We start from the raw sequence: 22,352 nt of genomic DNA on the forward strand, positions 1-22,352 counted from the left end.
GGTCAGTCGGGCTCGCCGAACTCGTTGGGACGCAGGTCCTCGGGGTCGACCTTGCCCGTGCGGAACCCGGCCCGGCCGACCATGTGCGCGGCGACGGGCGACGTGACGAGCTGGAACGCCACGACGAGCACGAGCATCGCGACGGCCGACCAGCTGCGCACCCGCAGCGCGAGCGCCGTGAGCAGGAGGATGAGGCCGAGCACCTGCGGCTTGGTGACGGTGTGCATGCGGGCCAGCAGGGACGGGAAGCGCACGAGGCCCAGCCCCGCGCCGAGCGTCAGGAACGCCCCGGCGAGCAGGCACACCGCGGCGACGGTGTCGGCGACCGTCGTCCACACACCCGGGTCGACGTGGGTCATCTCGGCGCACCTCCCGCGCTCTCGGCGTCGTCCTCGGCATCGATGGCGCGCGCGCCGTCCCGCTGCTCGCCCCGCGGCACGTCCGCGGCACGCGCCTGGGCGGCGACCTCCTCGGGCGTCCGCACGCGGCCCTCGTCCTCGGGCTCCTTCGCGGCGAACCGGGCCATCGTCACGGAGCCCACGAAGCCGACCATCGACAGCGCGACGAGGATCGGGATGGTCTCCGTGCGTCGCGACCAGATCGCCTCGATCGCGATGGCGCACACGAGCGTGACGGTCAGGGTGTCCAGCGCGACGGCCCGGTCGAGCATCGACGGACCCCGCTCCACCCGCACGAGCGCGAGCAGCGCGGCGACGGCCACGAGCACGGCGGCCGCGATCACGGCGGCGAGCATCATGCGTCCCCCCTCCCTCGCCCGGACGGCGGCGTCGCCGCGGCGTCGAGGGCCGCGGCGGCGTCACCGGGTGCCAGCCCGCACCGGGCCAGCACGGCGTCGCTCGCGAACGCGCGCAGCACCCGCTCCTCGAGCGCCAGCGTGTCGCGGCGCACGGCCTCCGCGCCGCCGGAGCCGTCGATGTCGAGCACGTGCAGGTAGACGACGCCGGTGCTGCGGCGCGCCTCGACGACCAGCGACCCCGGCACCAGCGACGACATCACCGCCGTGATGGTGAGGTAGGCGTCCTCGGGGTTGCGCAGCCGGACGGCGACGATGGCGCCGTGCGGCGCCGGGCCCGGCCGGACGGCCTTCCACGCCACCTCGAAGGAGGCGACGAACAGGTCGGCGACGAACCGCGCCACGAGCACGACGGCCCGCCACGGTCGCACGGTGCCCTGCATGTCGATGGCCGGCAGCGGGAACAACGTCAGCACGGCGCTCGCGATCACGGCACCCGCGATGACGTTCGCCCACGACAGGTCGCCCCACAGGAGCACCCACACGGCGGTGAGCAGCACGAGCGCGTGCCACTGCGAGCCCAGCCGGCGCAGCAGGTGGGCGGGTCGGCGCGACTGCGGGCTCATCCGTGCCCACCTCCCTGGTCCGCGTCGGCGTCGGTGTCGTCGCCCACGACGACCGACTCGCCGCGGCCGCGGTCCGCGCCGTCGGGGAAGACCGCGTCCACGTAGCTGTGGCCGTCCATCGACGCGGTGGCGGCGCGCTCCGCATAGCCGTACAGCGGGCCGGCGGCGACGGTGAGCAGCAGGCCGAACGCGACGAGCGCGCCGGTGGGCAGCACCATCCCGCGGGGCAGCGGCACGTCGGACTCGATCTCCTCCGACGGCGCCTGCCAGAACGCCTTGTTCCACGCCTTGACCACCGCGTACAGGGTGAGCAACGACGTCACGACCGACCCGACGACGAGCACCCATGCGAGCCCGGTCCCCACGGTCGCGCCCTCCGTGAGCAGGCCGACCTTGCCGAGGAACCCGGACAGCGGCGGGATGCCCGCCAGGTTGAGCGCGGGCACGAAGAACAGCACCGCGAGCCCCGGCGCGAGCTTGGCGAGCCCGCCCAGCCGGTCGAGCGACGTCGACCCGCCCCGCCACTCGACGAGCCCCACGACGAGGAACAGCGCCGTCTGGACGGAGATGTGGTGCACCACGTAGTAGATGGCCGCCGCCGTGCCCGCCTCGGTGGCGAGCGCGATGCCGAAGATCATGTAGCCGATGTGGCTGACCAGGGTGAACGACAGCAGACGTTTGACGTCGTTCTGCGCGACGGCGCCCAGGATCCCGATGACCATCGTGAGCAGCGCCAGCACCATGAGCACCTGGTCCACGGTGGGGTTGTCCGGGAACAGCAGGGTCTGCGTGCGCAGGATGGAGTACACGCCCACCTTGGTGAGCAGGCCCGCGAACACGGCGGTGACCGGCGCGGGCGCCGTCGGGTAGGAGTCCGGCAGCCACGCGGACAGCGGGAAGATGGCGGCCTTGATGCCGAACGCGAGCAGCAGCAGGAGCTGCAGCGCCGTGCGCACGGTCGGGTCGATCTCCGGCAGCCGTTCGGCGAGCTGCGCCATGTTCACCGTGCCGGTCGCGCCGTAGATCAGCGCGATCGCGGTGAGGAAGAGCAGCGAGGAGACCAGCGTGACGATGATGTACACCGACCCGGCGCGGATGCGCTCGGCCGTGCCACCCAGGGTGAGCAGCACCGCGGACGACGCGAGCAGGATCTCGAACCCGACGTAGAGGTTGAACAGGTCGCCGGTGAGGAACGCGTTCGCGACGCCGGCGGCCAGGATGAGGAACGTCGGGTGAAAGATCGCGACGGGGATCATGTCGCCGCGCGTGGTGCCCGGGTCGTCCTCCCCCTCGGGCACGCCCTGCCCCAGGGAGTACAGGAGCACGCACAGCAGCATCACGAACGAGACGGTGAGCATCACCGCGGAGATGCGGTCGGCCACCAGGTCGATGCCGACCGGCACGGCCCAGCTGCCGACCTCGACGACGATCGGCCCGCCGTCCGCGGCGACGAGCAGCCCGACGGACGCGGCGAGCGCGGCGGCGAGCGCGGTGACGCTGATGATGCGCTGCACGCGGGCGTACCGGTGCAGGGCGAGCGTCAGCCCCGCCGCGAAGAGCGGCAGCATGACCGGCAGCGGCACCAGCGTGGCGGAGTCCCAGGGCATCAGGGGCGCTCCTTGTGGCCGGCGGCGCCGTGCGGGGCCCGGTGACCGTCGTCGCCGTCGCTGTCGTCGACGTCGTCGTACACGTCGGCGGCCTCCTCGTCGAGCGTCCGGTCGGGCTCGGTGTCGTCCGCGTCCTCGAACGCGGGGGCGTTGAGCGCCGCGTGCCGGGCGACGCGCCGGTCCTCGACGTCGTCCGCGACCTCGTCGTGGCCGTGCAGCTGCCACGACCGGTAGGCCATGGCCAGCACGAACGCGGTGAGTGCGAGGGTGATGACGATCGAGGTGAGCACCATCGCCTGCGCGAGCGGGTCGCTCATGCGCACGCCGTCCGGGGCGTTGCCGATGATGGGCGACGCTCCCGACCGGCCGCCCATGACCAGCAGCATGAGGTTGACGCCGTTGCCGATGAGCACGAAGCCGAGCAGCACCCGGGTGAGCGGGCGCTCCAGCAGCAGGTAGACGCCGGTGGCGAACAGCACGCCGATGGCCAGCACCAGGATGGCCGGCGGGGTGTTCTCGAGGACGACCATCAGACCTCGACCTCCTCACGTGCGGGTCGGGGGTCCTGGCGGTCGATCTCGGCGCCCAGCGTGCGCAGCAGGTCGAGCACGAGGCCGACCACGACGAGCATCACGCCGATGTCGAAGAACAGGGAGGTCACGAGGTGCACCTCCCCGAGGACGGGGATGCTCAGGTTGCGGATCGTGCTCTGCAGCACCTCCTGGCCGCCGACGAGCGTCGCGAGGCCCACGCCGGCGGAGAGGAACAGGCCGGTGCCGAGCAGCACACCGGGGTTGATCGGCGCCGCCTCGCCCAGCTCGTACCGCCCGCCCGCGAGGTACCGCACGGCGAACGCGATGCCCACCACGAGCCCCGCCGCGAAGCCGCCGCCGGGCGCGTTGTGCCCGCTGAACAGCAGGAACAGGGCGAACACGATCATGGCGTGGAAGATCACGCGGGTCACGACCTCGAACAGGACGGACCGGCGCTCCGGCTCCAGCGTGCTGCCCGCGGCGAGCCACACGCGGCGCGTGTGCGGGTCGGACCTGCTGACCTCGTCCACGCGGGACAGCCGCAGCACCTCGCCGCTGCGCTGCCGCAGGAAGATGAGCGAGGCGACGCCCGTCGCCGCGACGAGCAGCACGGAGATCTCGCCGACGGTGTCCCAGGCGCGGATGTCGACCAGGGTCACGTTGACGATGTTCTTGCCGCCGCCCCACGTGTAGGCCTCGTCGGGGAAGTGGGTGCTGATCGGCTCGGCGACGCGCACCAGCGGCGCGGCGACGGTGAACGCCATCATGACGACGCCGGTCACCACGGCCAGCGCGAGCCGCAGCCAGCGGCTGGCGGCGAGCGGCCGGTCCGTGAAGTACGGGGGCATGCGCCGCAGCACCAGCACCATGACGACCAGCGTGATCGTCTCGCACAGCACCTGCGTGAGGGCGAGGTCGGGGGCGCCGTGCAGCATGAACAGGGTCGCGTTGGCGTACCCGGCGACACCCACCAGGACGACGGCCTTGAGGCGCCGACGCGCGCGGGCGGCGAGCACGCAGGCGACGACGACGACCGCGACGACCGCCGCGTCGGCGGGCCGGTCCCACAGCACGAGCTCCGTCCGCGGATGGCCGTTGAGCAGCCCGGACGCGATGACGGTGCCCGGCGCGACGGCGAGGACCACGAGGATCACGCCGAGGTAGACGGGCAGCGAACCGCGCTGGGTGGCGGCGGTGACGTCGGCCGCGAGGTCGTCCAGCCGGCGCATGGTGCGCCGGTAGGTGACCTCGGCGGAGCGCGGGGACCACAGGAAGTCCTGGGCCTTCTCCACGCGGGCGCGCTGCCAGAAGAGGACGGCGCCGGCGAGCAGCACCAGCACGGTGAGGGCGAGGACCGGCGTGAAGCCGCCCCACAGGGTCAGGTGGCCCGGCTCGCCGCCCGGGTAGCGGTCCGCGTACGGGGCGAGCAGCCGCTCCCCGGTCGCCGGCACGAGCGCCACCGCCAGGCCGAGCACCGCGAGCACGAGGGGCGGGGTGACGAGCAGCCACGGCTGGCGGCGCACCGGCGTCGCGGGCGCGGGCTCCGCCGCGGCGTCGCGGGTCGTGGCCGGGACGCCGGCCGCGGCGACGCCCGGACGCCGCTTGGTGCCGAACGCGCCCCACGCGAACCGCAGCCCGTAGGCGACGGTGAGCGCCGACCCGACGACCACCGCGAGGAGGGCGATCCACTCGACGGCGCCGGCGCCGTGCGTGACGTCGTGCCACAGCCCCTCGAGGGCGGCCTCCTTGGCGACGTACCCGGCGAACGGCGGGAAGCCGATCATCGAGGCCGTGGCGAGCACGCCCGCGACGGCGGTGAACGGCATCGTGCGCCACAGCCCGGACAGCTTGCGCAGGTCGCGGGTGCCGGTGGCGACGTCGACCGCGCCGACGACGAGGAACAGCGCGGCCTTGAACATGGCGTGCGCCCCGAGCATCGCGAGGCCGGCGAGCGCCAGCGCCTTGCTCCCGAGCCCCAGGAGCAGCACGATCAGGCCGAGCTGGGAGACGGTGCCGAACGCGAGGACGAGCTTGAGGTCGTGCTGCCGCAGCGCCTGGTAGCCGCCCAGCAGCAGGGTGCCGCCGCCCAGGACCAGCACCAGCCAGCGCCAGACGGGCAGGTCGGCGAACGCCGGGGCGAAGCGCGCCACGAGGTAGACGCCCGCCTTGACCATGGCCGCCGCGTGCAGGTAGGCGGACACCGGCGTCGGGGCCGCCATCGCCGCGGGGAGCCAGAAGTGGAACGGGATGAGCGCGGACTTCGTGGCGGCGCCCGCGAGGAGGCACACCGCCGCCCAGGTGACCGCGGTGCCCGACGGCGGGTTCGCGACCAGCTCGGAGACCCGCCAGGAGTCGCCCACGACGCCGAGGATGATGAGCCCGACGAGCATGGCCAGGCCGCCCGCCGTCGTCACGACGATCGCCTGCATGGCCGCCCGGCGGGAGGCCTTGCGGTCCGCGTAGTGGCCGATCAGGAGGTAGGAGAAGACGGTGGTGAGCTCCCAGAACACGAACAGGAGCAGCAGGTCGTCGGCGACGACGAGGCCGACCATGGCGGCGGCGAACGCCGTGAGCACGGCGGCGAACCGGCCGAGCCCGAGGGCGTCGCGGGCGAAGTAGGCGGAGCAGTAGAGCAGCACCAGAGCACCGACGCCGCCGACCACGAGCAGCATGAACCACGCGAGCGTGTCGAGCTGCAGGGTGATCGACAGGTGCAGCCCGGGCACCCAGGGGACCTCGGTGGTGGGGAAGTCGCCCGCGGTCACCCGGGGGGTCATCGCCAGCGCGTACGCGGCGGCGGAGGCGGGCCCGAGGGCCAGCAGCCAGAAGGCTCTCCTGCCCACCCACGCCACCAGAGCCGGCGCCGCGAGGGCCAGCAGGAAGGTGAAGAGCAGCACTGAGAGCACAGCACTCCGTCCGGTCGAGGGGCGGGGCGTCGGCTTTACTTTACCGGCATCGGGCGATGGTCCGACCCTGACGAGGTGACAGGTCGGTGTGACCTGGGTCGCTCGACCCCGGGACCGGACGCAGGGACTACAGGTCCTCGGGGGCCAGCAGGAAGTCCGCCTCGTCCGCGATCTCGCCGCCCACGGCGGCGTGGATCGCCACCGCCATCTTCCCGACGAGGTCGGCGGCGCGCCGCCGGGCGACGACGTGCGCCGCCTGCGGGAACTCCTGGTTCGCCTCGAACAGGTCCGGCGGGTCCCAGCGCACGTGGTAGCAGACGGCGCCGGAGGCGGCCCACGGCAGCTCGCGCACCAGCAGGGGCAGGGTCTCGTCGCCGATCACCTCCACGGTGACGGAGCCGTCGAGGCCGAGGTCGGTCGTCAGGCCGTAGGCGTCGAGCACCATCGGCGCCTGCAGCGCCTCGATGTCGACGTCGTCCGCGCGCTCGTGGATCGCCTTGCGCACCTCGGGGTCGAGCGGCTCCCCCGGGTACAGGGGCCGGTCCGCGATCCCGGCGGGCGGGCCCTGGTACGGCTTGCCCTCCGTCGCGAGCCGGACCCGCGGGTGCGTGGCCTGCAGCACGCGGTGCGCGGCCTGCGGGTCCAGCCAGATGTCGGAGTAGACGGTGAGGTCGACGGCCCGGTCGGGGTCGGGGGTCAGCACCACGCCCGGGCCCGTCGCGCGCCGGCCACCGTCCGCGTCGTCCCAGGTGCCCGCGACGTCGAGCCGCACCGAGCCGCCGAGGCGGCGTGCCGCCTGGAGCAGCCAGGCGACGACCCGCTCCTCCTCGCGGTTCGGCAGCGCCGCGGGGAACGCCCGCCCGAGGCCGTCCCGGTCGCCGCCGAGGCGGGCCGCGTCGTCCCAGCGCTCGCGCGGGCACACGACGTCGAAGACCATCGCGGTGCCACCGGGCAGGCCCGCGTCGACACCCTTGCCCGACGGCGCGTACGGGCCGGAGACGACGCTGTGCCGCGACAGCCGCAGCACGCCCGGCTCCCCCGGGTTCGCCATCCGGCCCACGGGGACGTCCGCGCCGGGCAGGTCCGCGGGGACCACGTCCCAGCGCGTGCCCACGAAGCGCGACATCGCGAGGACCTCGATCTCGTCCACCACGACGTCCGACGGCACACCCAGCAGGTGACGCGCCTGGTGACCCTGTGCCGCCACCTGGGGCAACGGCGGCAGGGCGGGCTGGTTCTGGGCCACTTGGCGGAGCTCCTTCCGGGACCGGGGCGCGCCGGTGCCGGCGCGGCGGGACCGAGCGTAGCGACGTCCCGCCCCGTCGCGGAACGCCCCGTCAGGCGCCCCGGTGCCGCGGCCGCGCGCGGCGCTCAGACGTCGCTCCGGTGGAACGACTGCCACGACCGGCTGGCCGTCGGCCCGCGCTGCCCCTGGTACCGCGAGCCGTACGCGTCCGAGCCGTACGGGTGCTCCGCCGGGGACGACAGGCGGAAGAAGCACATCTGGCCGATCTTCATGCCCGGCCACAGCGTGATCGGCAGCGTCGCGACGTTGCTCAGCTCCAGGGTGACGTGCCCGGAGAAGCCCGGATCGATGAACCCGGCCGTGCTGTGCGTGAGCAGACCCAGCCGGCCCAGCGACGACTTGCCCTCCAGCCGCGCGGCGACGTCGTCCGGCAGCGTGACCGACTCGAACGTGGAGCCCAGCACGAACTCGCCCGGGTGCAGCACGAACGGCTCGTCGGGCGACACCTCGACGAGCCGCGTGAGCTCGGGCTGCTCCTGCGACGGGTCGATGAACGGGTACTTGTGGTTGTCGAACAGCCGGAAGTACCGGTCGAGGCGGACGTCGATGCTGGAGGGCTGGAGCATCGCCGGGTCGTAGGGGTCGAGGACGACCCGCCCGGCGTCGAGCTCGGCCCGGATGTCGCGGTCGGAGAGCAGCACGGGGACACGGTAGTCGGGTCGGCGGGCGCGTGCCCCGTCGTCCCGATGACGGGGCACGCCGCGTCGTCGTGTACCCTGGGTGCCGCGCATGCCGCGGGATCCGACCCCGGCACTCTTCGGTACCTCGCATCGAAGCCAGGTCCGCGCGCAGACGGCAGTCCCGCCGTCCACGACGATCTCCGCCCGACGAACCGAACACCGACGTCACGCGGAGCGAGAGCAGAGCAGAGAGCATCACTTCTTCCACCATCGCCAGGCCCACGTCCGCATCCGCGGCAGAGGGCAGCACCCGACCTACCCCCGTGTGGCGCCGGGCCGACGACGACCTGTGGGTCGCGACGGTCGACGGCGAGTACGGGGGCATGATCACCCGACTCCCGGACGGCTACCACGTGCACGACCGCTTCTCGCGGCCCGTCGCCGTCGTCCCCACGCTCGCCCAGGCGACGGGGCTCCACGCCCCGTCCCGCCACGGCACCCCGCGCGCTCGCCGAGCCCGCGCCCACACCGTCCGCACCCGTCCGGGTGCGACGACCGGACCCCGGTTCGCGGGTCCGTCGCATCAACGAGAGAAGACACCATGACCACCGGAACTGTGAAGTGGTTCAACGAGGAGAAGGGGTTCGGCTTCATCGCCCCCTCCGACGGCACCGCCGACGTGTTCGCGCACTACAGCGCGATCTCGGCCAGCGGCTTCCGCACCCTCGCCGAGGGCCAGCAGGTCGAGTTCGAGGTCACCCAGGGCCCCAAGGGTCTCCAGGCCTCGGACATCCGTCCGCTCTGACGCCGCCGCCGGCACGCCGTCCGCGGCGTGCCGGCCACCGGTTCGGAGCATCACCCCCGGTTGGGTATGATCGGGGCGCGCACACCGTCAGGTGCTGCTACGCGGGTGTAGTTCAATGGTAGAACTTCAGCTTCCCAAGCTGACAGCGCGGGTTCGATTCCCGTCACCCGCTCCACCACGAGGCCCGGACCGTTCGGTCCGGGCCTTCGTCGTCCCCGGACCGAGCGCGGGGTGCCGCGCCGACGGGACGACGACGGCCGGCGCCGATACGTTCGCGGGCATGAGCCTCGCGTCCCGGCTGCTGCGCACCCGCTGGTTCGTCCGCGCCCCGATCGGGATGTTCCGTGCGGGTCTCGGCTTCCTCGCCGGGGGCCGGTTGCTGATGATGCAGCACCGCGGACGCCGCAGCGGGGAGCGGCGGTACGTCGTGCTCGAGGTCGTCGCGCGGCCGGGGCCGGACCGCGCCGTCGTCGTCGCCGGACTCGGGCCGCGGTCGCAGTGGTTCCGCAACGTGCGGGCCGACCCGCGCGTGCTCGTGTCGATCGGCACGCGGCTCGACGTCCGGTCCCGCGCCGTCGTGCTCGCCCCGGACGAGGGCGCCGCGATCCTGCGCGCGTACACCGCCGCGCACCCCGGCCCGTGGGCGACGCTCGGCCCGGTCCTCGCCGAGTGGGCCGAGCCTCTCGCCCGCGAGCGGGGCGAGACGGACTGGCTCCGGGTCGTGCCGGTGGTCGAGCTGCGCCTCGGGTGAACGCCCCGGGCGACGATTTCACCCGCCGGCCGGCCCACGTCACCCCCGCTCCGGTGGGCGGCACCGCAGGGTGGGTGCCTACGCTTCTGGGGCCGATCGCGCCCTCCCGGCGCGCATCCGGAGCCCAGGGGGAACCATGCAGGCTCGCGCGATCACCGTCGTCGCCCTCGTCACCGCCGCGCTGCTCGCGGAGCCGCTCGCGGCCGTCGGCGCCCCGGCCGCGTCGGGCGCCGTCCCGAGCGCCGTCGCCCACGCCCCCGCCCAGGCCCTCCCCCAGGCCCCCGGCATCGACGACACGGTGCCGGACGACGTGGTCGACGACACGGTCCGCTGGCAGTCGTCCGTCACCCGGCCGGACCTCGCGCGTACCGCCGCCGCCCAGACGGACCGCAGGGTGCACCGGGTGGACGTCGCGGTCGCGACGCCGCGCTGGATGTCGAAGACCCGGGCGTCGCGGCTGATCCGGGACGCCGACGTCGACGCCCTGCTCGCCAAGGTGTCGACGTACTGGTCGACGCAGTCGGGCGGGCGGGTCCGGTTCGTGCGCTCCTCGGCCGTGAAGCGCGTCGAGACCGGCGACGGCCGGTGCACCACGACCGGTCGCATCCTCACGCAGGTGAAGCGCGGCGGGCGAGCGCACTACGGCGCCGACTGGATGGACTCCACGACGCGCGGCCCGGGCACGCGCGAGCACCTCGTGGTGCTCTTCCCGTACCTGCGGGGCGACTACCCCGGCGGCCCGCGCGAGTCGGAGACGTGCGGCGGCACGCTCGGGCTCGGCTCGCTGCCGAGCAAGGCGAGCCGGGACAACCCCGGCGGCTGGTCGTTCTCCCTGTTCGGCGGCCCGGGCGGCGCGACCCGCAGCTCCCGGTTCACGCACCCCCAGTACCGGACGGCGGTGTCCACGCTGGCGCACGAGCTCGGCCACAACATGGGCCTGGAGCACTCGGGCGTCGGCTGGTGCACGGGGAGCGTCCCGGACCGGACCTTCACGTCCTCCCGCTGTGGCGCGGTCGAGGGGCTCGACCCGATGGACCTCATGGGCGCCGACTTCGCCGCGGTCGGCACCGCCCCGCTGTCCGGCGCCCAGAAGAAGCGCCTCGGCGTGCTCCCGGCGTCCGACGTCGTGACTGTCACGAAGAAGGGCGGCGCCCGCACCGTCACGCTCGACGCCCGGCACCGGACCACCAGCCGCCCCACCCTGCTGCGCGCCGTCGACCCGAAGACGGGGCAGTACTACTACGTGGAGCTCCGGCGCCCGTCCGGGGCCACGTACCGGCGCCTCGGCGGCATGCCGTGGCGGGCGGCGGGCAACTACACGGTCTCGTACGGCGTCACGGTGAGCCGTCTCGGGTGGCGGGGCTCGACCTGGGCCTATCCCGGCGAGCACCTGATCGTGCCGATGGGCAAGGAGTCCGCCCGGCGGTCGACCCTGCGCGAGGGGTCGTCGTTCACGACCCGCTCCGGCGCGATGCGGCTCACCGTGCGCTCCACGTCCGCCGGCGTCGCCACCGTGCGGGTGACGTTCCCCCGGACCTGAACCGCGCCGTCAGCGCCGGGTGCGCGGGCGCAGCCGCACGTCGGGCAGCACCGGCGCGCGCAGCGGCCCGCTCGCGTAGCCGTGCACCTCGCCGAACCGGCGGCCCGCGGCGCCGTCGGCGTACCGCGTCGGGGTGCCCTCGCCGGAGTCGGCGACCTGCGCCATCCAGTCCGCGCGGGCCCGCGCCACGTCGTCGTGCGTGCGCCCCACGAAGTTCCACCACATGACGACGTCCTCGGTGAACGGCTCACCGCCGATGAGGACGGCGCGCACGGGCGAGGCGCCCGCCGTCACGACGAGCCGGTCGCGGCCGGGGGCCACGTAGCCGAGCTCGGCGGGCGGCACGACCTCGCCCTCGAGGCGGGCGTCGCCGGCGTCGACGAGCAGGGCGTGCTCGAAGCCCGGGGCGGTCCCCAGCGTGACGCTCCCGCCCGCGGGCAGGTCGAGCTGGGCGCCGACGAGCGGCGTGTACGTGCGGGCCGGGGACACGAGCCGCTCCCCCGCGACCTCGAGCTCGCCCATGAACACCTGCACGCGCGCGCCGTCCGCGGTCGCGACGGGCAGGTCGCCGTGGTGCTCGAAGTGCGGCTCGGACGTGCGGTCGGCCTCGGGCAGCACCGTCCACAGCTGGACGCCGTGCAGCCGGGGCGGGCGGCCCGCGGCGGGCGACTCCTCCGAGTGCGAGATGCCGACGCCCGCGGTCATGAGGTTGAGCTCCCCGGGCCGCACCGTCTGCAGGGACCCCACCGAGTCGCGGTGCAGGATCTCGCCCGCGAACAGCCACGAGACGGTCTGCAGCCCGATGTGCGGGTGCGGCGGCACCTGCATCCCCGCCGACGTCGACACGTCGTCCGGCCCGTAGTGGTCGCAGAAGCACCAGGCACCCACGAGGGACCGCTGCCGCTGCGGGATGGTGCGCCGCACGTTCATCGCGCGGGGACCGCCGAGGGGGACGTCGCGGGCGGTCAGCAGCTCGACGCCGGCCGGGCGGTCGCCGGCGGTGCAGGTGCGCTCGGCGGGACGCGTCTCGAGGTTGCTCATGGCCCGAGCGTAGGCCGCGCGGTGCGGCCGGCGAACCCAGGGCCCCGGAAATGCCGAGGCCCCCCGGGGCGGCCGGGGGGCCTCGGAGAGAACCGCGTACCCCTGATCGACGGTCCCGGGGACCAGGGGTGCCGTGGCGACGTCACGACCCCGACCGCTCGCCGTGTCCCGTCGAGGCCTGGTGCGTCGTCGCCTCTGCAGAACCCGTTCTCCACGAACAGCCGGACGCGGGTGGTCTTCCGGCCCCGTACAGGCACCTGTGTCGTCACCCACAACCCGCACCGCGGTACGGGACGGCCCGTCGTTCTCCGGTCGACCGTGTCCCGTGGAGCGGGCAGGCGGCCGCCCTCTCGGGTGATCGTCGACCCGATCTCCGCAAGACCGGTACGCACGTTTCTAGACCTGCTACGGGTGCGGTGCAAGGGGTGTGGAGCAGGTTTTCCGGGTGGATCCTCCGGCCACAGGCTCGTCCACAGGGCGACCCGCGGAATCCCCACGTCACCCACAGCCCTGTGGAAGAAATTTGTGGACGACGCGCCGGGCGCGACACGCCCCACCCGCCCGCCGGGTCGCCGCGCCGCCCGCGACAGGCCCGGCGCCGCCCCGCCCGGCTCGACGCACGATCCGCAGGATCTCGCGGTTCCCGCGGGGGTTCGGTCCGTCCGGCCCCGCACCTCCGCACGACCCGACGTGAGCCCACCGCACACCGTTCCACGGTGGAACGTCGCAGGTGAGGGACCACGGGAAGGCGGTCACCGTCCACCCCGCCCTGTGGACAGAGGCTGTGGACAGCGGCTGTGGACGACGCTCCTCACACCCAGGCGCGCGACCCCGGGGTCGGGCTCGCGCGGCGCAGCTCCAGCTCACGGGCCGTCACCTCGAACCCCGCGTCGTCGAGGACGGCGCCGCCGGCCCGGCCGAGCAGCAGGGTCGCGACCCTCGCCAGCAGGGCCTGCGCCCGGTCCCGGGCGATGACGTGCAGGCCCGACGGGTCGGAGACCTGGAGCTCGTACGGGTCCTGCGGCCGCCACTCCAGGCGGACGACGGTCGCGGGAGCCCCGTCGGGCCACGACCGGGACTCGAGCGCGCGCGGCAGCCCGCCCGCCGCCTCCTGGGTGACCACCAGGTCGCCGTCGTACGCCGTCCTGGCCAGCACCCGGTGGCCGGGGCCGCCCGGCACGGCCGCGAGCGTGGCGGTGGCGACCACGGCGCGCACCACCTCGAGCAGCTCCCCGGCGGGCACCGGCCGCGCCGGCCGGACCGAGAGGTCGACGGAGGCGCCGGGGTCGGGGCGCAGCACCTGCCGTCCGTCGGCGAGCAGCAGCCCCGAGGTGCGCCGGGCCACCGCGACCGCCCAGCCGACGAGCCGCAGCTCCTCCCCCACGGGCAGCGCCGCGGCGAACGCCCGTGCGATCCCGTCGCGGTCGTCGTGCACGGCGGGCCGGCCGCCCCGGACGTCGAGCGCGCCGTCCGCGCGGCCCAGCGCCCAGGCCTCCGCCGGGTGCGCGCACCCCAGCGCCGCCGCCGCGTCGGCGTCGAGCGGGAAGGGCCCCGTGGCGCGGTGCTCCTCGCCGAGCCGCAGCACGCCGGCGGCGGGCCGGGCCGCGGCCCGCACGCCGTGGAACCGCGCCCCGCCCGCGGGCCGGGCGGGCGCCGCGGTGGACGGTTCGCTCAGCCAGCGGACGTCGTCGAACCAGGCCGCCGCCAACCCGGGCACGTCGTGGCTCGGCCCGACGCCGTCGTCGGCCGGGCGCGGCACGACGAGCACGTGGTCGGAGGTGTGCTCCGCGGGGACGAGCGCCGGGACGGAGGCCATGGCGCGGACCGTACCGGTCGCACCGTCACCCCCGTGTCACGACCGTGTTGCGAACGTGTGACCTGCGGAGACGCGCGGGCGGTGCCGTCCGTCAGGCGCGCACGTCGTGCAGGTGGTGCACCACGTCGTGCAGGAAGTACCGTCCCAGCGTGCGGACCGTGAAGACCGAGCCGTTGGACCGGCGGCCGGTGCGCTCCGCCTCGCCGGGCGCGACGGCGTCGAACGCCGCGGCGACGGCCGCGCCGTCGGCGTCGAGCTCGGCGACCAGGGTCGCGACGTCCTGGTGGGCGTAGTCGCCCTCGAGCGCCGCGACGTCCTGGTCCCAGTTCGCGAACGCCGGGTCGTCCTCGGCGAGCATCAGCGCGAGGCGCTCGTCGAAGATCCGGAAGACGTCGCGCACGTGGGCGCCGTACTCGAGCGTGGACCACACGTCGGGACGGGGCCGCTCGGCGACGTCGGGGCGGCCGAGGGCGGCGCGCCAGCGGGGCAGCGTCTCGCGCACGGCCTGGCCGACGTCCGACGGCTCCACGCCCGCGGCCGAGAAGCCGCACTCGGGACAGGGGCGCTCGAGCACCCAGGTCCAGTCCTTGATGTCCGGGACGATGCCGTCCGGCTGTGCGGTGGGGTCGGTCACACCGGAACCCTAGCGTCCCGAGGTGCTGACAACGGATGCCTATGATGTCAGCATGCCCAAGATCATCGGGAAGAGCCTGCACGAGCACCGCCAGATGACCCGGCACAAGCTGTTCACCGCCCTCTCGACGCTGATGTCCGAGCGGGGGTTCGACTCCGTGACGCTGGCCGACATCGCGACGGCGGCCGGCGTCGGTCGCACCGCGGTCTACAACCACTTCCCCGACAAGGAAGCGCTGCTGCTGGGGTTCATCACCCACGAGACCGAGCAGTACGCACAGACCCTGGAGCGGGCCCTCGCCGAGGTGGACGATCCCGTCGAACAGCTCCGGACGTACATCCGCCAGCAGGCCCAGCTCACCCGCGTCTTCCACCTCGCCCCCGGACCGGACCTGCGCACCGTGCTGTCGCGCACCACGCAGGCGCGGCTCCGCGAGCACGCGGAGATCGTGGAGTCCATCCTCAAGCGCATCCTGCGCGCGGGGATCGCGGAGGGAGAGTTCCCCGAGCAGGACATCGAGCCGACGGTGCAGCTGGTCAACGCGTGCCTGTCGGGCCGGCTCATCCCGGACGACCCCGCCGCGCGCGAGCGCGCGATCCGCGCCACGGAGGCGTTCGTGCTGCGCGCCGTCGGCGCCCGCGTCGCCGCGGCCTGAGGGCTCCCTCCGCCCGGCCGCCGTCCCCCGTCTGCCCGGCGGCCTACCAGGCGTCGGCGGGCAGGTGGTGGTGCTCCGGCGGGGGCGGCTGGTACGGCTCCGGCACCGGCGCGAGGTGCGCCCGCGCGAACTTCAGCGCCGCCTGCAGGTCGGCGTGCCGCTCGCTCGCGGTGCGCGCCTTGCGCGTCGAGATCTCGACGACGACGTCGCCCGCGTAGTCGCGTCGCGCCAGCTCCTCCAGCACCTTGTCGCACGCCATGTCGCCGCGGCCGGGCACCATGTGCTCGTCACGGCCCGACGCCGTCCCGTCGGCGAGGTGCACGTGCCGCAGCTTGTCGCCGAAGCCGTGCACCAGCGCCAGCCCGTCCTGGTGGGCGATCGCCGCGTGGGAGAGGTCGAGGGTCACGGCGTCGTAGTCGTGGTCCGCGGGGTCCCATCCGGGCAGGTAGGCCTTGAGCTCCCGGTCGCCGCGGGAGCGCGGCTTCCACGGGTACATGTTCTCCACGGCGACGGTGACGCCGTCGGCCTCGTGGACGCTGGCCTCGTTGAGCTCGTGGACGAGGTCCTGGAACTGCCGTGCGTACTTGTACTGCCACCGGAACGGCGGGTGCACCACGACGGTCGGGGCCCCGAGCTCGCCCGCCATGTCGACGGCGCGGCGCAGCTTGTCGGCCGGCGACCGGCCCCACACCCGCTGGCTGACCAGCAGCGTCGGCGCGTGCACGGAGCGGATCGGCATGCCGTGCTCGTCGGAGAGGCGCCGCAGCGCCGCGGGGTCCTGCGTGGCGGGGTCGGACCACACCATGACCTCGACGCCGTCGTACCCGAGCTCGGCCGCGACCTCGAAGGCGAACGCCGCGCGACGTGGGTACACCGAGGCGGTCGACAGCGTCACGGGGACTGCCTGTGCTTCGCGCGGTTCGGCCATGCTCCGCACGATAGCCGCCGCAACTGAACGGAGGCTGACAAGCGGCTGTCCCCCGCCCGCGCGCACGACGACCGATAGGGTCGCGGCATGGTGCGTGCGGTGGTGTTCGACGTCGGCGAGACCCTCATCGACGAGACCCGGATCTGGACCCGCTGGGCCGACCGCCTGGGGGTGCCCGCACTGACGTTCCTGGGGATCCTCGGCGGGTGCGCGGCCCTCGACCTGTCGCACCGGCACGCGTTCGAGATGGTGCGACCGGACCTCGACGTCCCCGCCGAGATCGAGCGGTGGGCGACGGACGACCCGACCGGCCTGCGGGAGAACTTCGACGCCGACGACCTCTACCCCGACGTGCGCGAGGCGCTGGCCGCGCTGCGCGCCGCCGGGCTCGCCGTCGTCGTCGCGGGGAACCAGCCGCCCCAGGCGCGCGCCGCGCTCGAGGCGATGGACCTGCCCGTCGACGCGATCCGCACCTCCGACGAGTGGGGCGTGCAGAAGCCCGCACCGGAGTTCTTCGCGAAGGTCGCCGAGCTCACCGGCGTGCCCGCCACCGAGATCGCGTACGTCGGCGACCGGCTCGACAACGACGTCCTGCCCGCCGCCGACGCCGGGATGGTGCCGATCCTGGTCCGGCGCGGCCCGTGGGGCTTCCTGCACGCCGAGCGCCCCGAGGCGGCGCGCGCGACCGTCGTCGACTCCCTCCTCGAGCTGCCCGCGCTCCTCGCGGGCTGAGCAGCCGCTACGCTCGCGCGCGTGCTCACCAAGACGGCGGTCTCCGACGCACAGGTCGTCGCGCTGCTCGCGCCGCTGGGCGTCGTGCGACGCGTCATCCCGCTGAGCGGCGGCCTGTTCGCGAGCGTGCTGCGCGCGGACCTCGCCGACGGGCGGACGGTGGTGGTCAAGGTGACCGGCGCGGACACGTCCCGCCTGCTGCGCTACGAGCACGGCGTGCTCGGCACGGAGGCGGCGGTCGACCGGGTGGCCCACGCCGCCGGGCTGCCCGTGCCGCGGGTGCTGCACCTCGACACGACCCGCGCCCACGTGGACGGCGACGCCCTCGTCACGACCTTCCTCGACGGCGACCTGTGGAGCACCCTCGAGCTGGACGGGGCGACCGCCGGCCGGGCCCGCCGCTCGTTGGGCGCCCTCATGGCCCGGCTGCACCGCCTCGCCCGCGACGACGACGCCCGCGACCGGTTCGGGTACCCGGCACCCGAGTCGGGGCTCGCCGCCGCCACCTGGCCGGAGGCGTTCGCCGGGATGGTGCGCGCCGCCCTCGACGACGCCGCCCGCTGGGGCGTCGACCTGCCCGCCGGCCGCCTCGTGGCCGCCGTCGAGCGGCACCACGACCTGCTCGCCGCCGTCACGACGCCGCGGCTCGTGCACGCCGACCTGTGGCCGGGCAACCTCCTGCTCGACCCCGTCGACCGCACGGTGGTCGGGGCGATCGACGCCGAGCGGGCGCTGTGGGGCGACCCCCTGTTCGAGCTGGTCGGCGCCGACCAGCTCGGCGCCGGCGCGGTGGACGCGGACCTGCTCGCCGGGTACCGGGACGCCGGCGGGGACCTGGGCGTCGGCGACGGCACGCCCGGGTCGGGCGACCCCGACGCCTGGCAGCGCCTGCGGCTCTACCGGGCGTACTTCGCCTGCCTCCTGGTCGTGGAGATCGTGCCCCGCGCGTACGAGGGCGACTGGGTGGCCGGGTACGTGCGCACCGCACGCGCCAACCTCCAGCGGGTGCTGGACGAGCTGGACGCCTGACGCGTCAGCCGGTCCAGCCGAGCCGGCCGAGGGCGTTGAGGGCGAGCAGCACGCCCAGGATCCCGAGCGCCCACCCCGTGAGCTCGGCGGCGTTCCTCGACAGCCACCTCTCCAGCCGTGCCAGCAACGGCTCGACGAACCGTGCGGCGACGAGCCGCCCGCCCAGCAGCAGCAGCGCCGGCAGCACCATGACCACGCAGTACGCGGCGAGGACGCCGACGCTCGTGCCGGTGCCCAGGTCCGACGTCGTGATGAGGCCGATCGCCGCCAAGTACGGCAGCATCGTGCCGACCTCGAGCGCCACCGCGCCGAGCGCCAGACCCAGCAGCGGCAGCAGCGACGCGTGCGGCGCCGCGACCGTCGACGTCGGGGTCGTGCCGGGCAGCAGGCCCGGCACGGGGCCGCCGGGCGTCGTCGTCCCCGCCTCGATGCCCATCGCCCGCGCCCGCCAGCGCACCAGCCGCCCGGGCTTCGCGCCCTGGCGCGCGGCCCGGGCCTCGGCCTTCTTGCCGTCGAAGCGCCAGCTGATGGCGAACAGGAAGACGCCGAGGGCGAGCTGCAGCAGCATCGCCGGCCGCGAGTCCAGCGCGTCGCCGTACCGGTCCAGCAGGGCGCCCGCGCCGAGCATCACCGCGATCCCCACGGCGAGGTAGAAGCCGGCGACGGTGCCGAGGTAGGCGAGCAGCCGCGCCGGGCGCGGGCGGCCGGGCGCCATGAGCAGCCACACGGGGATGAGCAGGGTGCCGAAGCTGGTCGAGTCGATCAGCGCCAGCACGACCAGCGCTCCCGCGAGCACGCCGAGGCCCGCGCCTTCCAGCCCGCCGACGTCGATGAGGTCCATGCCGACGATCCTCGCGGCGCGGCACGGACGCCGTCGTCGCCCGAACGACTGATCCTGCACCGTGACGGGACACGCGGCACGGGTACACCCTTCGACCGATCCGCCGCGGGACGCCCTGTGCTGGGATGGTGCGGTGACGACCGACCGCCCCGCGCCCACCCTCCTCGGGAGGCTCGTGCGGGTGTGGGGCGGCGACGACCGGCGCGGCGACGTCACGACCGCGGTGACGCTGTTCCTCCTCGGCTGGCTGTTCCTCGAGGTCGGGCTCGTCGACCTCTACACCTGGGACCCGCCCCTGACGGCCCGGGCCGAGCCCTGGTGGCGGGTGGCGCTCCTGGCGGTCGGCTGCGCGATCACCCTCGCCAAGCGGTCGCGGCCGATGCTGGCGCTCGCGGGCGGCGCCGTCGTGACGGCGGTCGACGTCCTGTGGGGCGGCAGCCTCGCGATCATGCTCGTGTTCTGGGACCTGCTGTACGCGGCCGCGCTGTGGACGGGCCCGACGGCGCGACGTTGGCTGTGGAGCACGGCGCTCGTGCTGGCGGTGGGCGGTGCGATCGCGGTCGGCGAGGTGACCCGGGACGCGCGGATGTTCGTCTACGCGGGCCTGCAGTTCGGCGCGATCCTGCTGGTCCCGATGTGGTGGGCCGACAACGTGCGGCAGAAGTCCGAGCTCGCGGCGGTGGAGCGCGCACGGGCCGACGAGGCCGCCCGGGCGGCGGAGCTGGAGCGCAAGCGCGCCTCGGACCTCGAACGGATCGCCGAGCTCGACCGGCACGAGGCCGTGCGGGCGGAGCGGGCCGCGATGGCGCGCGACCTGCACGACGTCATCGCCTCGCACCTGTCGACGATCGCGATCCACTCCGGCGCCGCCCTGGCCGTCCCGCCGGACGTCGCACGCGACCGCGGAGCGCTGGAGCAGGTGCGGGCGAGCGCGGTCGCGTCTCTCACGGAGATGCGGGCCATGATCGAGCTGCTGCGCGCCGACTCGGCGCGCGACCCGCTCGCCGCCCCCGGGCGGCTCGACCGCCTGGACGACCTGCTCGACCTCGCCCGGGCGGGCGGCACGGTCGTGACGGCCGTCGACCCGGACGGGGTCGCCGGCGCCGAGCTGCCCGCCGCCGTCGGACACGCCTTGTACCGGATCGCGCAGGAGTCGCTCACCAACGCCCGCAAGCACGCGCCCGGGGCGCCGGTGACGGTGCGCCTGACCCGCGAGCCCCGGCCCCGCGGCGGTGCGGTGGCGCTGGAGGTGCGGAACGCGGCTCCGCCGACGGGGCAGGGTTCGCCCGCCGGCGCGGCCGGGCTGCCGCTCAGCGCCGGGACGGGCATGCTCACGATGCGCGAGCGTGCGGAGGCGCTCGGCGGCACCTTCGAGGCCGCCGCGACGGACGACGGCGGGTGGGCCGTGCGCGCGCGGGTGCCGGCCGGTGCGGAGAACGGCCGAGAGAGCGGGGGAACCAGGGGATGACGACGCCAGCGACCCGGGACGGCGCGGCAGGCGGCACGGCGGGCGGCACAGGTGGCACGGTCCGCGTGCTGATCGCGGACGACCACGCCGCGATCCGCGCCGGGCTGCGGATGCTCCTGGACGCGGCGGACGACGTCGAGGTGGTGGGCGAGGCGGCCGACGGAGACGCCGCGGTGACGAACGCCCGCGCGCTGCGCCCCGATGTCGTGCTCATGGATCTGCGCATGCCGGGGACGGACGGCATCGCCGCCACGCGCGCCATCGCCGCCCAGGGCCTCGCGGACGTCCTGGTGCTCACCACGTTCGACCTGGACGAGTACGTGGACGGCGCGCTGCGCGCGGGCGCCGCCGGGTTCCTGCTCAAGACGGCGGAGCCCGCCGCGCTGCTCGACGCCGTGCGCCGCGTCGCGGCCGGCGACGGCGTCCTCGCGCCCGAGGTCACCCGCCGCGTGCTCGCCCAGCTGTCGGGGACCGGCGTCGCGCCGGCCGCCATGCCCGCCGCCGCCGGGCCGCCGAGCCTCGTGGACCCCCGGCTCGGGGACCTCACGCCGCGCGAGGTCGACGTGCTGGGCGCCCTGGGCCGAGGGTTGTCCAACCAGGGCATCGCGGACGAGCTGGTGATCACGGAGGCGACGGCCAAGACCCACGTGTCGCGCGTGCTCGCGAAGCTGGGCGTGGTGTCGCGGATGCAGGCGGCGATCGTCGCGCGGGACGTCGGCCTGGCCTGACGCCGACCTGACACCTCTGTTGACAGTGCCGCAACCGGCAACGCGATCACCGCGACGACACGCCGCTCGACACGCCGACGCGTCAGCCGACCGGGGCGAGGCCCGGGCTGCGCACCACCCGCGCGGCGTGGGCCGCGGCCGCCGCGAGCGCCTCGGCGAGGTCCGCCCCGCCCAGGTGGGCGTCGAGGAAGCCGGCGAAGAACCCGTCGCCCGCGCCGTTGGTGTCCACGACGTCGTCCACCGGTTCGGCGGGGACGTCCACGAAGCCGTCGGCGGTGAGGGCCGTGGCGCCGCGGGCGCCGTGCGTGCACACCACCAGCCGGGCCCCGGCGTCGAGCCGCTCGGCCATGAAGGCGCGGTGGTCGGGAAGCCGGTCGGAGCTGAGGAACACGTGCGTGCCGGCGTCGGCCCACGGGCGGTGGAACGCGGTGGCTCCGTCGTAGTCGTGCAGGTCCACCCACACGTCGCGGCCCCGCTCGGCGGCCGCGACCAGGACGGGGACGGAGTGCGCCGCGAGGTCGACGACGACGGCCGCGGCGGCGTCCACCGCCGCGAGCGCCGCGTCCCAGCCGGGCCCCGTGGCGGCGACCTCGCCGGGCGCGCGCAGGTAGACGGACAGCCGGCCGCCGCCGGTGTCCATGAGGTTGAGGTGGCTCTCGGTGCGCCCGTCCGGGGACGGTTCCGCGAGCACGCGCACCCCGGCGTCGTCGAGCACCGCGCGCACGCGGGCGCCCTCGTCGTCGTCCCCGAGCACCGTGCGCAGCACGACGCCGCGCCCCAGGCTCGCCAGGTTGAGCGCCTTGCCGGCCGAGGTGCCGCCGACCGTGTCGTACGCGCCGCGCGCGAACACGGTGTGGGGGGTGGGGTCGGGCAGCGCGTCGAGGTGCACGATCCGGTTCCAGGACGCGTGGCCGGCGACGAGGACGTCGGCGGTGCTCGGTGTGGTGCTCGGTGTGGTGCTCGGTGTGGTGCTCGGTGTGGTGCTCGGTGTGGTCACGACCGGCACCCTAGGGTGCCGCGGCCTCGGCCCGC

Annotated in this window: 22 protein-coding genes and 1 tRNA gene; 9 read left to right on the forward strand and 14 right to left on the reverse strand. The window is 75.0% G+C overall.

What is annotated here, in order from left to right:
* Positions 1 to 2 precede the first annotated feature (2 nt).
* The 8 genes from mnhG to dcd all read right to left on the reverse strand — a co-directional run bounded on the left by mnhG (position 3) and on the right by dcd (position 8,373).
* Positions 3 to 359, reverse strand: a complete 357-nt coding sequence (gene mnhG, locus ACFQ8Y_RS04305) for a monovalent cation/H(+) antiporter subunit G (RefSeq protein ID WP_430551684.1) — start codon at positions 357 to 359, stop codon at positions 3 to 5.
* Positions 356 to 757, reverse strand: a complete 402-nt coding sequence (locus ACFQ8Y_RS04310) for a monovalent cation/H+ antiporter complex subunit F (RefSeq protein ID WP_430562792.1) — start codon at positions 755 to 757, stop codon at positions 356 to 358. The genes mnhG and ACFQ8Y_RS04310 overlap by 4 nt, the downstream gene beginning before the upstream one ends.
* Positions 754 to 1,380, reverse strand: coding sequence for a Na+/H+ antiporter subunit E (locus ACFQ8Y_RS04315; protein ID WP_430551682.1), 627 nt, complete (start codon positions 1,378 to 1,380; stop codon positions 754 to 756). The genes ACFQ8Y_RS04310 and ACFQ8Y_RS04315 overlap by 4 nt, the downstream gene beginning before the upstream one ends.
* Positions 1,377 to 2,987: a Na+/H+ antiporter subunit D gene (locus ACFQ8Y_RS04320; protein ID WP_430551681.1), complete on the reverse strand. Its 1,611-nt coding sequence runs from the start codon at positions 2,985 to 2,987 to the stop codon at positions 1,377 to 1,379. The genes ACFQ8Y_RS04315 and ACFQ8Y_RS04320 overlap by 4 nt, the downstream gene beginning before the upstream one ends.
* Entirely contained in the window at positions 2,987 to 3,517 is a 531-nt protein-coding gene (locus ACFQ8Y_RS04325; protein ID WP_430551680.1) for a Na(+)/H(+) antiporter subunit C, read from the reverse strand. Before ACFQ8Y_RS04325 ends, ACFQ8Y_RS04320 begins: the two co-directional genes overlap by 1 nt.
* Positions 3,517 to 6,426: a Na+/H+ antiporter subunit A gene (locus ACFQ8Y_RS04330; protein ID WP_430562791.1), complete on the reverse strand. Its 2,910-nt coding sequence runs from the start codon at positions 6,424 to 6,426 to the stop codon at positions 3,517 to 3,519. The genes ACFQ8Y_RS04325 and ACFQ8Y_RS04330 overlap by 1 nt, the downstream gene beginning before the upstream one ends.
* A gap of 127 nt (positions 6,427 to 6,553) precedes the next feature.
* A complete protein-coding gene (locus tag ACFQ8Y_RS04335) occupies positions 6,554 to 7,672 on the reverse strand; it encodes a hypothetical protein (RefSeq protein ID WP_430562790.1) in 1,119 nt (372 codons plus the stop codon).
* A gap of 125 nt (positions 7,673 to 7,797) precedes the next feature.
* Positions 7,798 to 8,373: a dCTP deaminase gene (gene dcd, locus ACFQ8Y_RS04340; RefSeq protein WP_430551677.1), complete on the reverse strand. Its 576-nt coding sequence runs from the start codon at positions 8,371 to 8,373 to the stop codon at positions 7,798 to 7,800.
* A gap of 580 nt (positions 8,374 to 8,953) precedes the next feature.
* On the opposite strand from dcd, the gene ACFQ8Y_RS04345 reads away from it, so the two are divergent.
* From ACFQ8Y_RS04345 to ACFQ8Y_RS04360, 4 genes are all read left to right on the forward strand, one after another.
* Positions 8,954 to 9,157 carry a cold-shock protein gene (locus ACFQ8Y_RS04345; RefSeq protein ID WP_430551676.1) on the forward strand — a complete coding sequence of 68 codons (204 nt, stop codon included), beginning with the start codon at positions 8,954 to 8,956 and terminating at the stop codon, positions 9,155 to 9,157.
* Positions 9,158 to 9,258: 101 nt separating this feature from the next.
* Positions 9,259 to 9,332: transfer RNA gene (locus tag ACFQ8Y_RS04350), tRNA-Gly, on the forward strand.
* A 105-nt stretch (positions 9,333 to 9,437) separates the two neighbouring features.
* Positions 9,438 to 9,908 (forward strand): nitroreductase family deazaflavin-dependent oxidoreductase, encoded by a 471-nt coding sequence (locus ACFQ8Y_RS04355; RefSeq protein WP_430562789.1) that lies wholly within the window; start codon positions 9,438 to 9,440, stop codon positions 9,906 to 9,908.
* Positions 9,909 to 10,044: 136 nt separating this feature from the next.
* Positions 10,045 to 11,448 carry a hypothetical protein gene (locus tag ACFQ8Y_RS04360; protein ID WP_430584711.1) on the forward strand — a complete coding sequence of 468 codons (1,404 nt, stop codon included), beginning with the start codon at positions 10,045 to 10,047 and terminating at the stop codon, positions 11,446 to 11,448.
* A gap of 9 nt (positions 11,449 to 11,457) precedes the next feature.
* Here ACFQ8Y_RS04360 and ACFQ8Y_RS04365 read toward each other — a convergent pair whose 3' ends face one another.
* The 3 genes from ACFQ8Y_RS04365 to ACFQ8Y_RS04375 all read right to left on the reverse strand — a co-directional run bounded on the left by ACFQ8Y_RS04365 (position 11,458) and on the right by ACFQ8Y_RS04375 (position 14,939).
* Entirely contained in the window at positions 11,458 to 12,489 is a 1,032-nt protein-coding gene (locus ACFQ8Y_RS04365) for a pirin family protein (protein WP_430584712.1), read from the reverse strand.
* An 811-nt stretch (positions 12,490 to 13,300) separates the two neighbouring features.
* Positions 13,301 to 14,305, reverse strand: coding sequence for a hypothetical protein (locus ACFQ8Y_RS04370; RefSeq protein WP_430584713.1), 1,005 nt, complete (start codon positions 14,303 to 14,305; stop codon positions 13,301 to 13,303).
* Between the two features lie 91 nt (positions 14,306 to 14,396).
* Positions 14,397 to 14,939 carry a DinB family protein gene (locus tag ACFQ8Y_RS04375; RefSeq protein WP_430584714.1) on the reverse strand — a complete coding sequence of 181 codons (543 nt, stop codon included), beginning with the start codon at positions 14,937 to 14,939 and terminating at the stop codon, positions 14,397 to 14,399.
* A gap of 52 nt (positions 14,940 to 14,991) precedes the next feature.
* Between ACFQ8Y_RS04375 and ACFQ8Y_RS04380 the strand changes: the two genes are divergently transcribed.
* A complete protein-coding gene (locus ACFQ8Y_RS04380) occupies positions 14,992 to 15,594 on the forward strand; it encodes a TetR/AcrR family transcriptional regulator (RefSeq protein WP_429735477.1) in 603 nt (200 codons plus the stop codon).
* 43 nt (positions 15,595 to 15,637) lie between these two features.
* Here ACFQ8Y_RS04380 and ACFQ8Y_RS04385 read toward each other — a convergent pair whose 3' ends face one another.
* Entirely contained in the window at positions 15,638 to 16,522 is an 885-nt protein-coding gene (locus ACFQ8Y_RS04385) for a sugar phosphate isomerase/epimerase family protein (protein ID WP_430551670.1), read from the reverse strand.
* Positions 16,523 to 16,609: 87 nt separating this feature from the next.
* Between ACFQ8Y_RS04385 and ACFQ8Y_RS04390 the strand changes: the two genes are divergently transcribed.
* On the forward strand, positions 16,610 to 17,254 hold the full coding sequence (locus tag ACFQ8Y_RS04390) for an HAD family hydrolase (protein WP_430551669.1): 645 nt from the start codon (positions 16,610 to 16,612) through the stop codon (positions 17,252 to 17,254).
* Positions 17,255 to 17,275: 21 nt separating this feature from the next.
* Positions 17,276 to 18,283: a phosphotransferase family protein gene (locus ACFQ8Y_RS04395; protein WP_430551668.1), complete on the forward strand. Its 1,008-nt coding sequence runs from the start codon at positions 17,276 to 17,278 to the stop codon at positions 18,281 to 18,283.
* 4 nt (positions 18,284 to 18,287) lie between these two features.
* Here ACFQ8Y_RS04395 and ACFQ8Y_RS04400 read toward each other — a convergent pair whose 3' ends face one another.
* Complete coding sequence (locus ACFQ8Y_RS04400; RefSeq protein WP_430551667.1) at positions 18,288 to 19,124, reverse strand: GAP family protein; 837 nt, start codon at positions 19,122 to 19,124, stop codon at positions 18,288 to 18,290.
* Positions 19,125 to 19,257: 133 nt separating this feature from the next.
* Between ACFQ8Y_RS04400 and ACFQ8Y_RS04405 the strand changes: the two genes are divergently transcribed.
* On the forward strand, positions 19,258 to 20,592 hold the full coding sequence (locus tag ACFQ8Y_RS04405) for a sensor histidine kinase (protein WP_430551666.1): 1,335 nt from the start codon (positions 19,258 to 19,260) through the stop codon (positions 20,590 to 20,592).
* A gap of 110 nt (positions 20,593 to 20,702) precedes the next feature.
* On the forward strand, positions 20,703 to 21,320 hold the full coding sequence (locus tag ACFQ8Y_RS04410) for a response regulator (RefSeq protein ID WP_430551711.1): 618 nt from the start codon (positions 20,703 to 20,705) through the stop codon (positions 21,318 to 21,320).
* A gap of 82 nt (positions 21,321 to 21,402) precedes the next feature.
* Here the strand turns inward: ACFQ8Y_RS04410 and ACFQ8Y_RS04415 are convergent, their stop codons facing one another.
* Entirely contained in the window at positions 21,403 to 22,317 is a 915-nt protein-coding gene (locus tag ACFQ8Y_RS04415) for a carbohydrate kinase family protein (protein WP_430584715.1), read from the reverse strand.
* Positions 22,318 to 22,352: the final 35 nt, after the last annotated feature.

The sequence above is a fragment of the Isoptericola sp. NPDC056605 genome, from assembly GCF_042792795.1.
Classification (GTDB): Bacteria; Actinomycetota; Actinomycetes; order Actinomycetales; family Cellulomonadaceae; genus Isoptericola.

Excerpts from the sequence above, each read along its gene's own strand:
- ACFQ8Y_RS04355 (WP_430562789.1), top strand. The coding sequence starts at position 9,438 with ATGAGCCTCGCGTCCCGGCTGCTGCGCACCCGCTGGTTCGTCCGCGCC.
- ACFQ8Y_RS04310 (WP_430562792.1), bottom strand. The coding sequence starts at position 757 with ATGATGCTCGCCGCCGTGATCGCGGCCGCCGTGCTCGTGGCCGTCGCC.
- ACFQ8Y_RS04385 (WP_430551670.1), bottom strand. The coding sequence starts at position 16,522 with ATGGCCGAACCGCGCGAAGCACAGGCAGTCCCCGTGACGCTGTCGACC.
- ACFQ8Y_RS04325 (WP_430551680.1), bottom strand. The coding sequence starts at position 3,517 with ATGGTCGTCCTCGAGAACACCCCGCCGGCCATCCTGGTGCTGGCCATC.
- ACFQ8Y_RS04315 (WP_430551682.1), bottom strand. The coding sequence starts at position 1,380 with ATGAGCCCGCAGTCGCGCCGACCCGCCCACCTGCTGCGCCGGCTGGGC.
- ACFQ8Y_RS04360 (WP_430584711.1), top strand. The coding sequence starts at position 10,045 with ATGCAGGCTCGCGCGATCACCGTCGTCGCCCTCGTCACCGCCGCGCTG.
- mnhG (WP_430551684.1), bottom strand. The coding sequence starts at position 359 with ATGACCCACGTCGACCCGGGTGTGTGGACGACGGTCGCCGACACCGTC.
- ACFQ8Y_RS04365 (WP_430584712.1), bottom strand. The coding sequence starts at position 12,489 with ATGAGCAACCTCGAGACGCGTCCCGCCGAGCGCACCTGCACCGCCGGC.
- ACFQ8Y_RS04345 (WP_430551676.1), top strand. The coding sequence starts at position 8,954 with ATGACCACCGGAACTGTGAAGTGGTTCAACGAGGAGAAGGGGTTCGGC.
- ACFQ8Y_RS04410 (WP_430551711.1), top strand. The coding sequence starts at position 20,703 with ATGCTCCTGGACGCGGCGGACGACGTCGAGGTGGTGGGCGAGGCGGCC.
- ACFQ8Y_RS04370 (WP_430584713.1), bottom strand. The coding sequence starts at position 14,305 with ATGGCCTCCGTCCCGGCGCTCGTCCCCGCGGAGCACACCTCCGACCAC.
- ACFQ8Y_RS04400 (WP_430551667.1), bottom strand. The coding sequence starts at position 19,124 with ATGGACCTCATCGACGTCGGCGGGCTGGAAGGCGCGGGCCTCGGCGTG.
- ACFQ8Y_RS04320 (WP_430551681.1), bottom strand. The coding sequence starts at position 2,987 with ATGCCCTGGGACTCCGCCACGCTGGTGCCGCTGCCGGTCATGCTGCCG.
- ACFQ8Y_RS04380 (WP_429735477.1), top strand. The coding sequence starts at position 14,992 with ATGCCCAAGATCATCGGGAAGAGCCTGCACGAGCACCGCCAGATGACC.
- ACFQ8Y_RS04390 (WP_430551669.1), top strand. The coding sequence starts at position 16,610 with ATGGTGCGTGCGGTGGTGTTCGACGTCGGCGAGACCCTCATCGACGAG.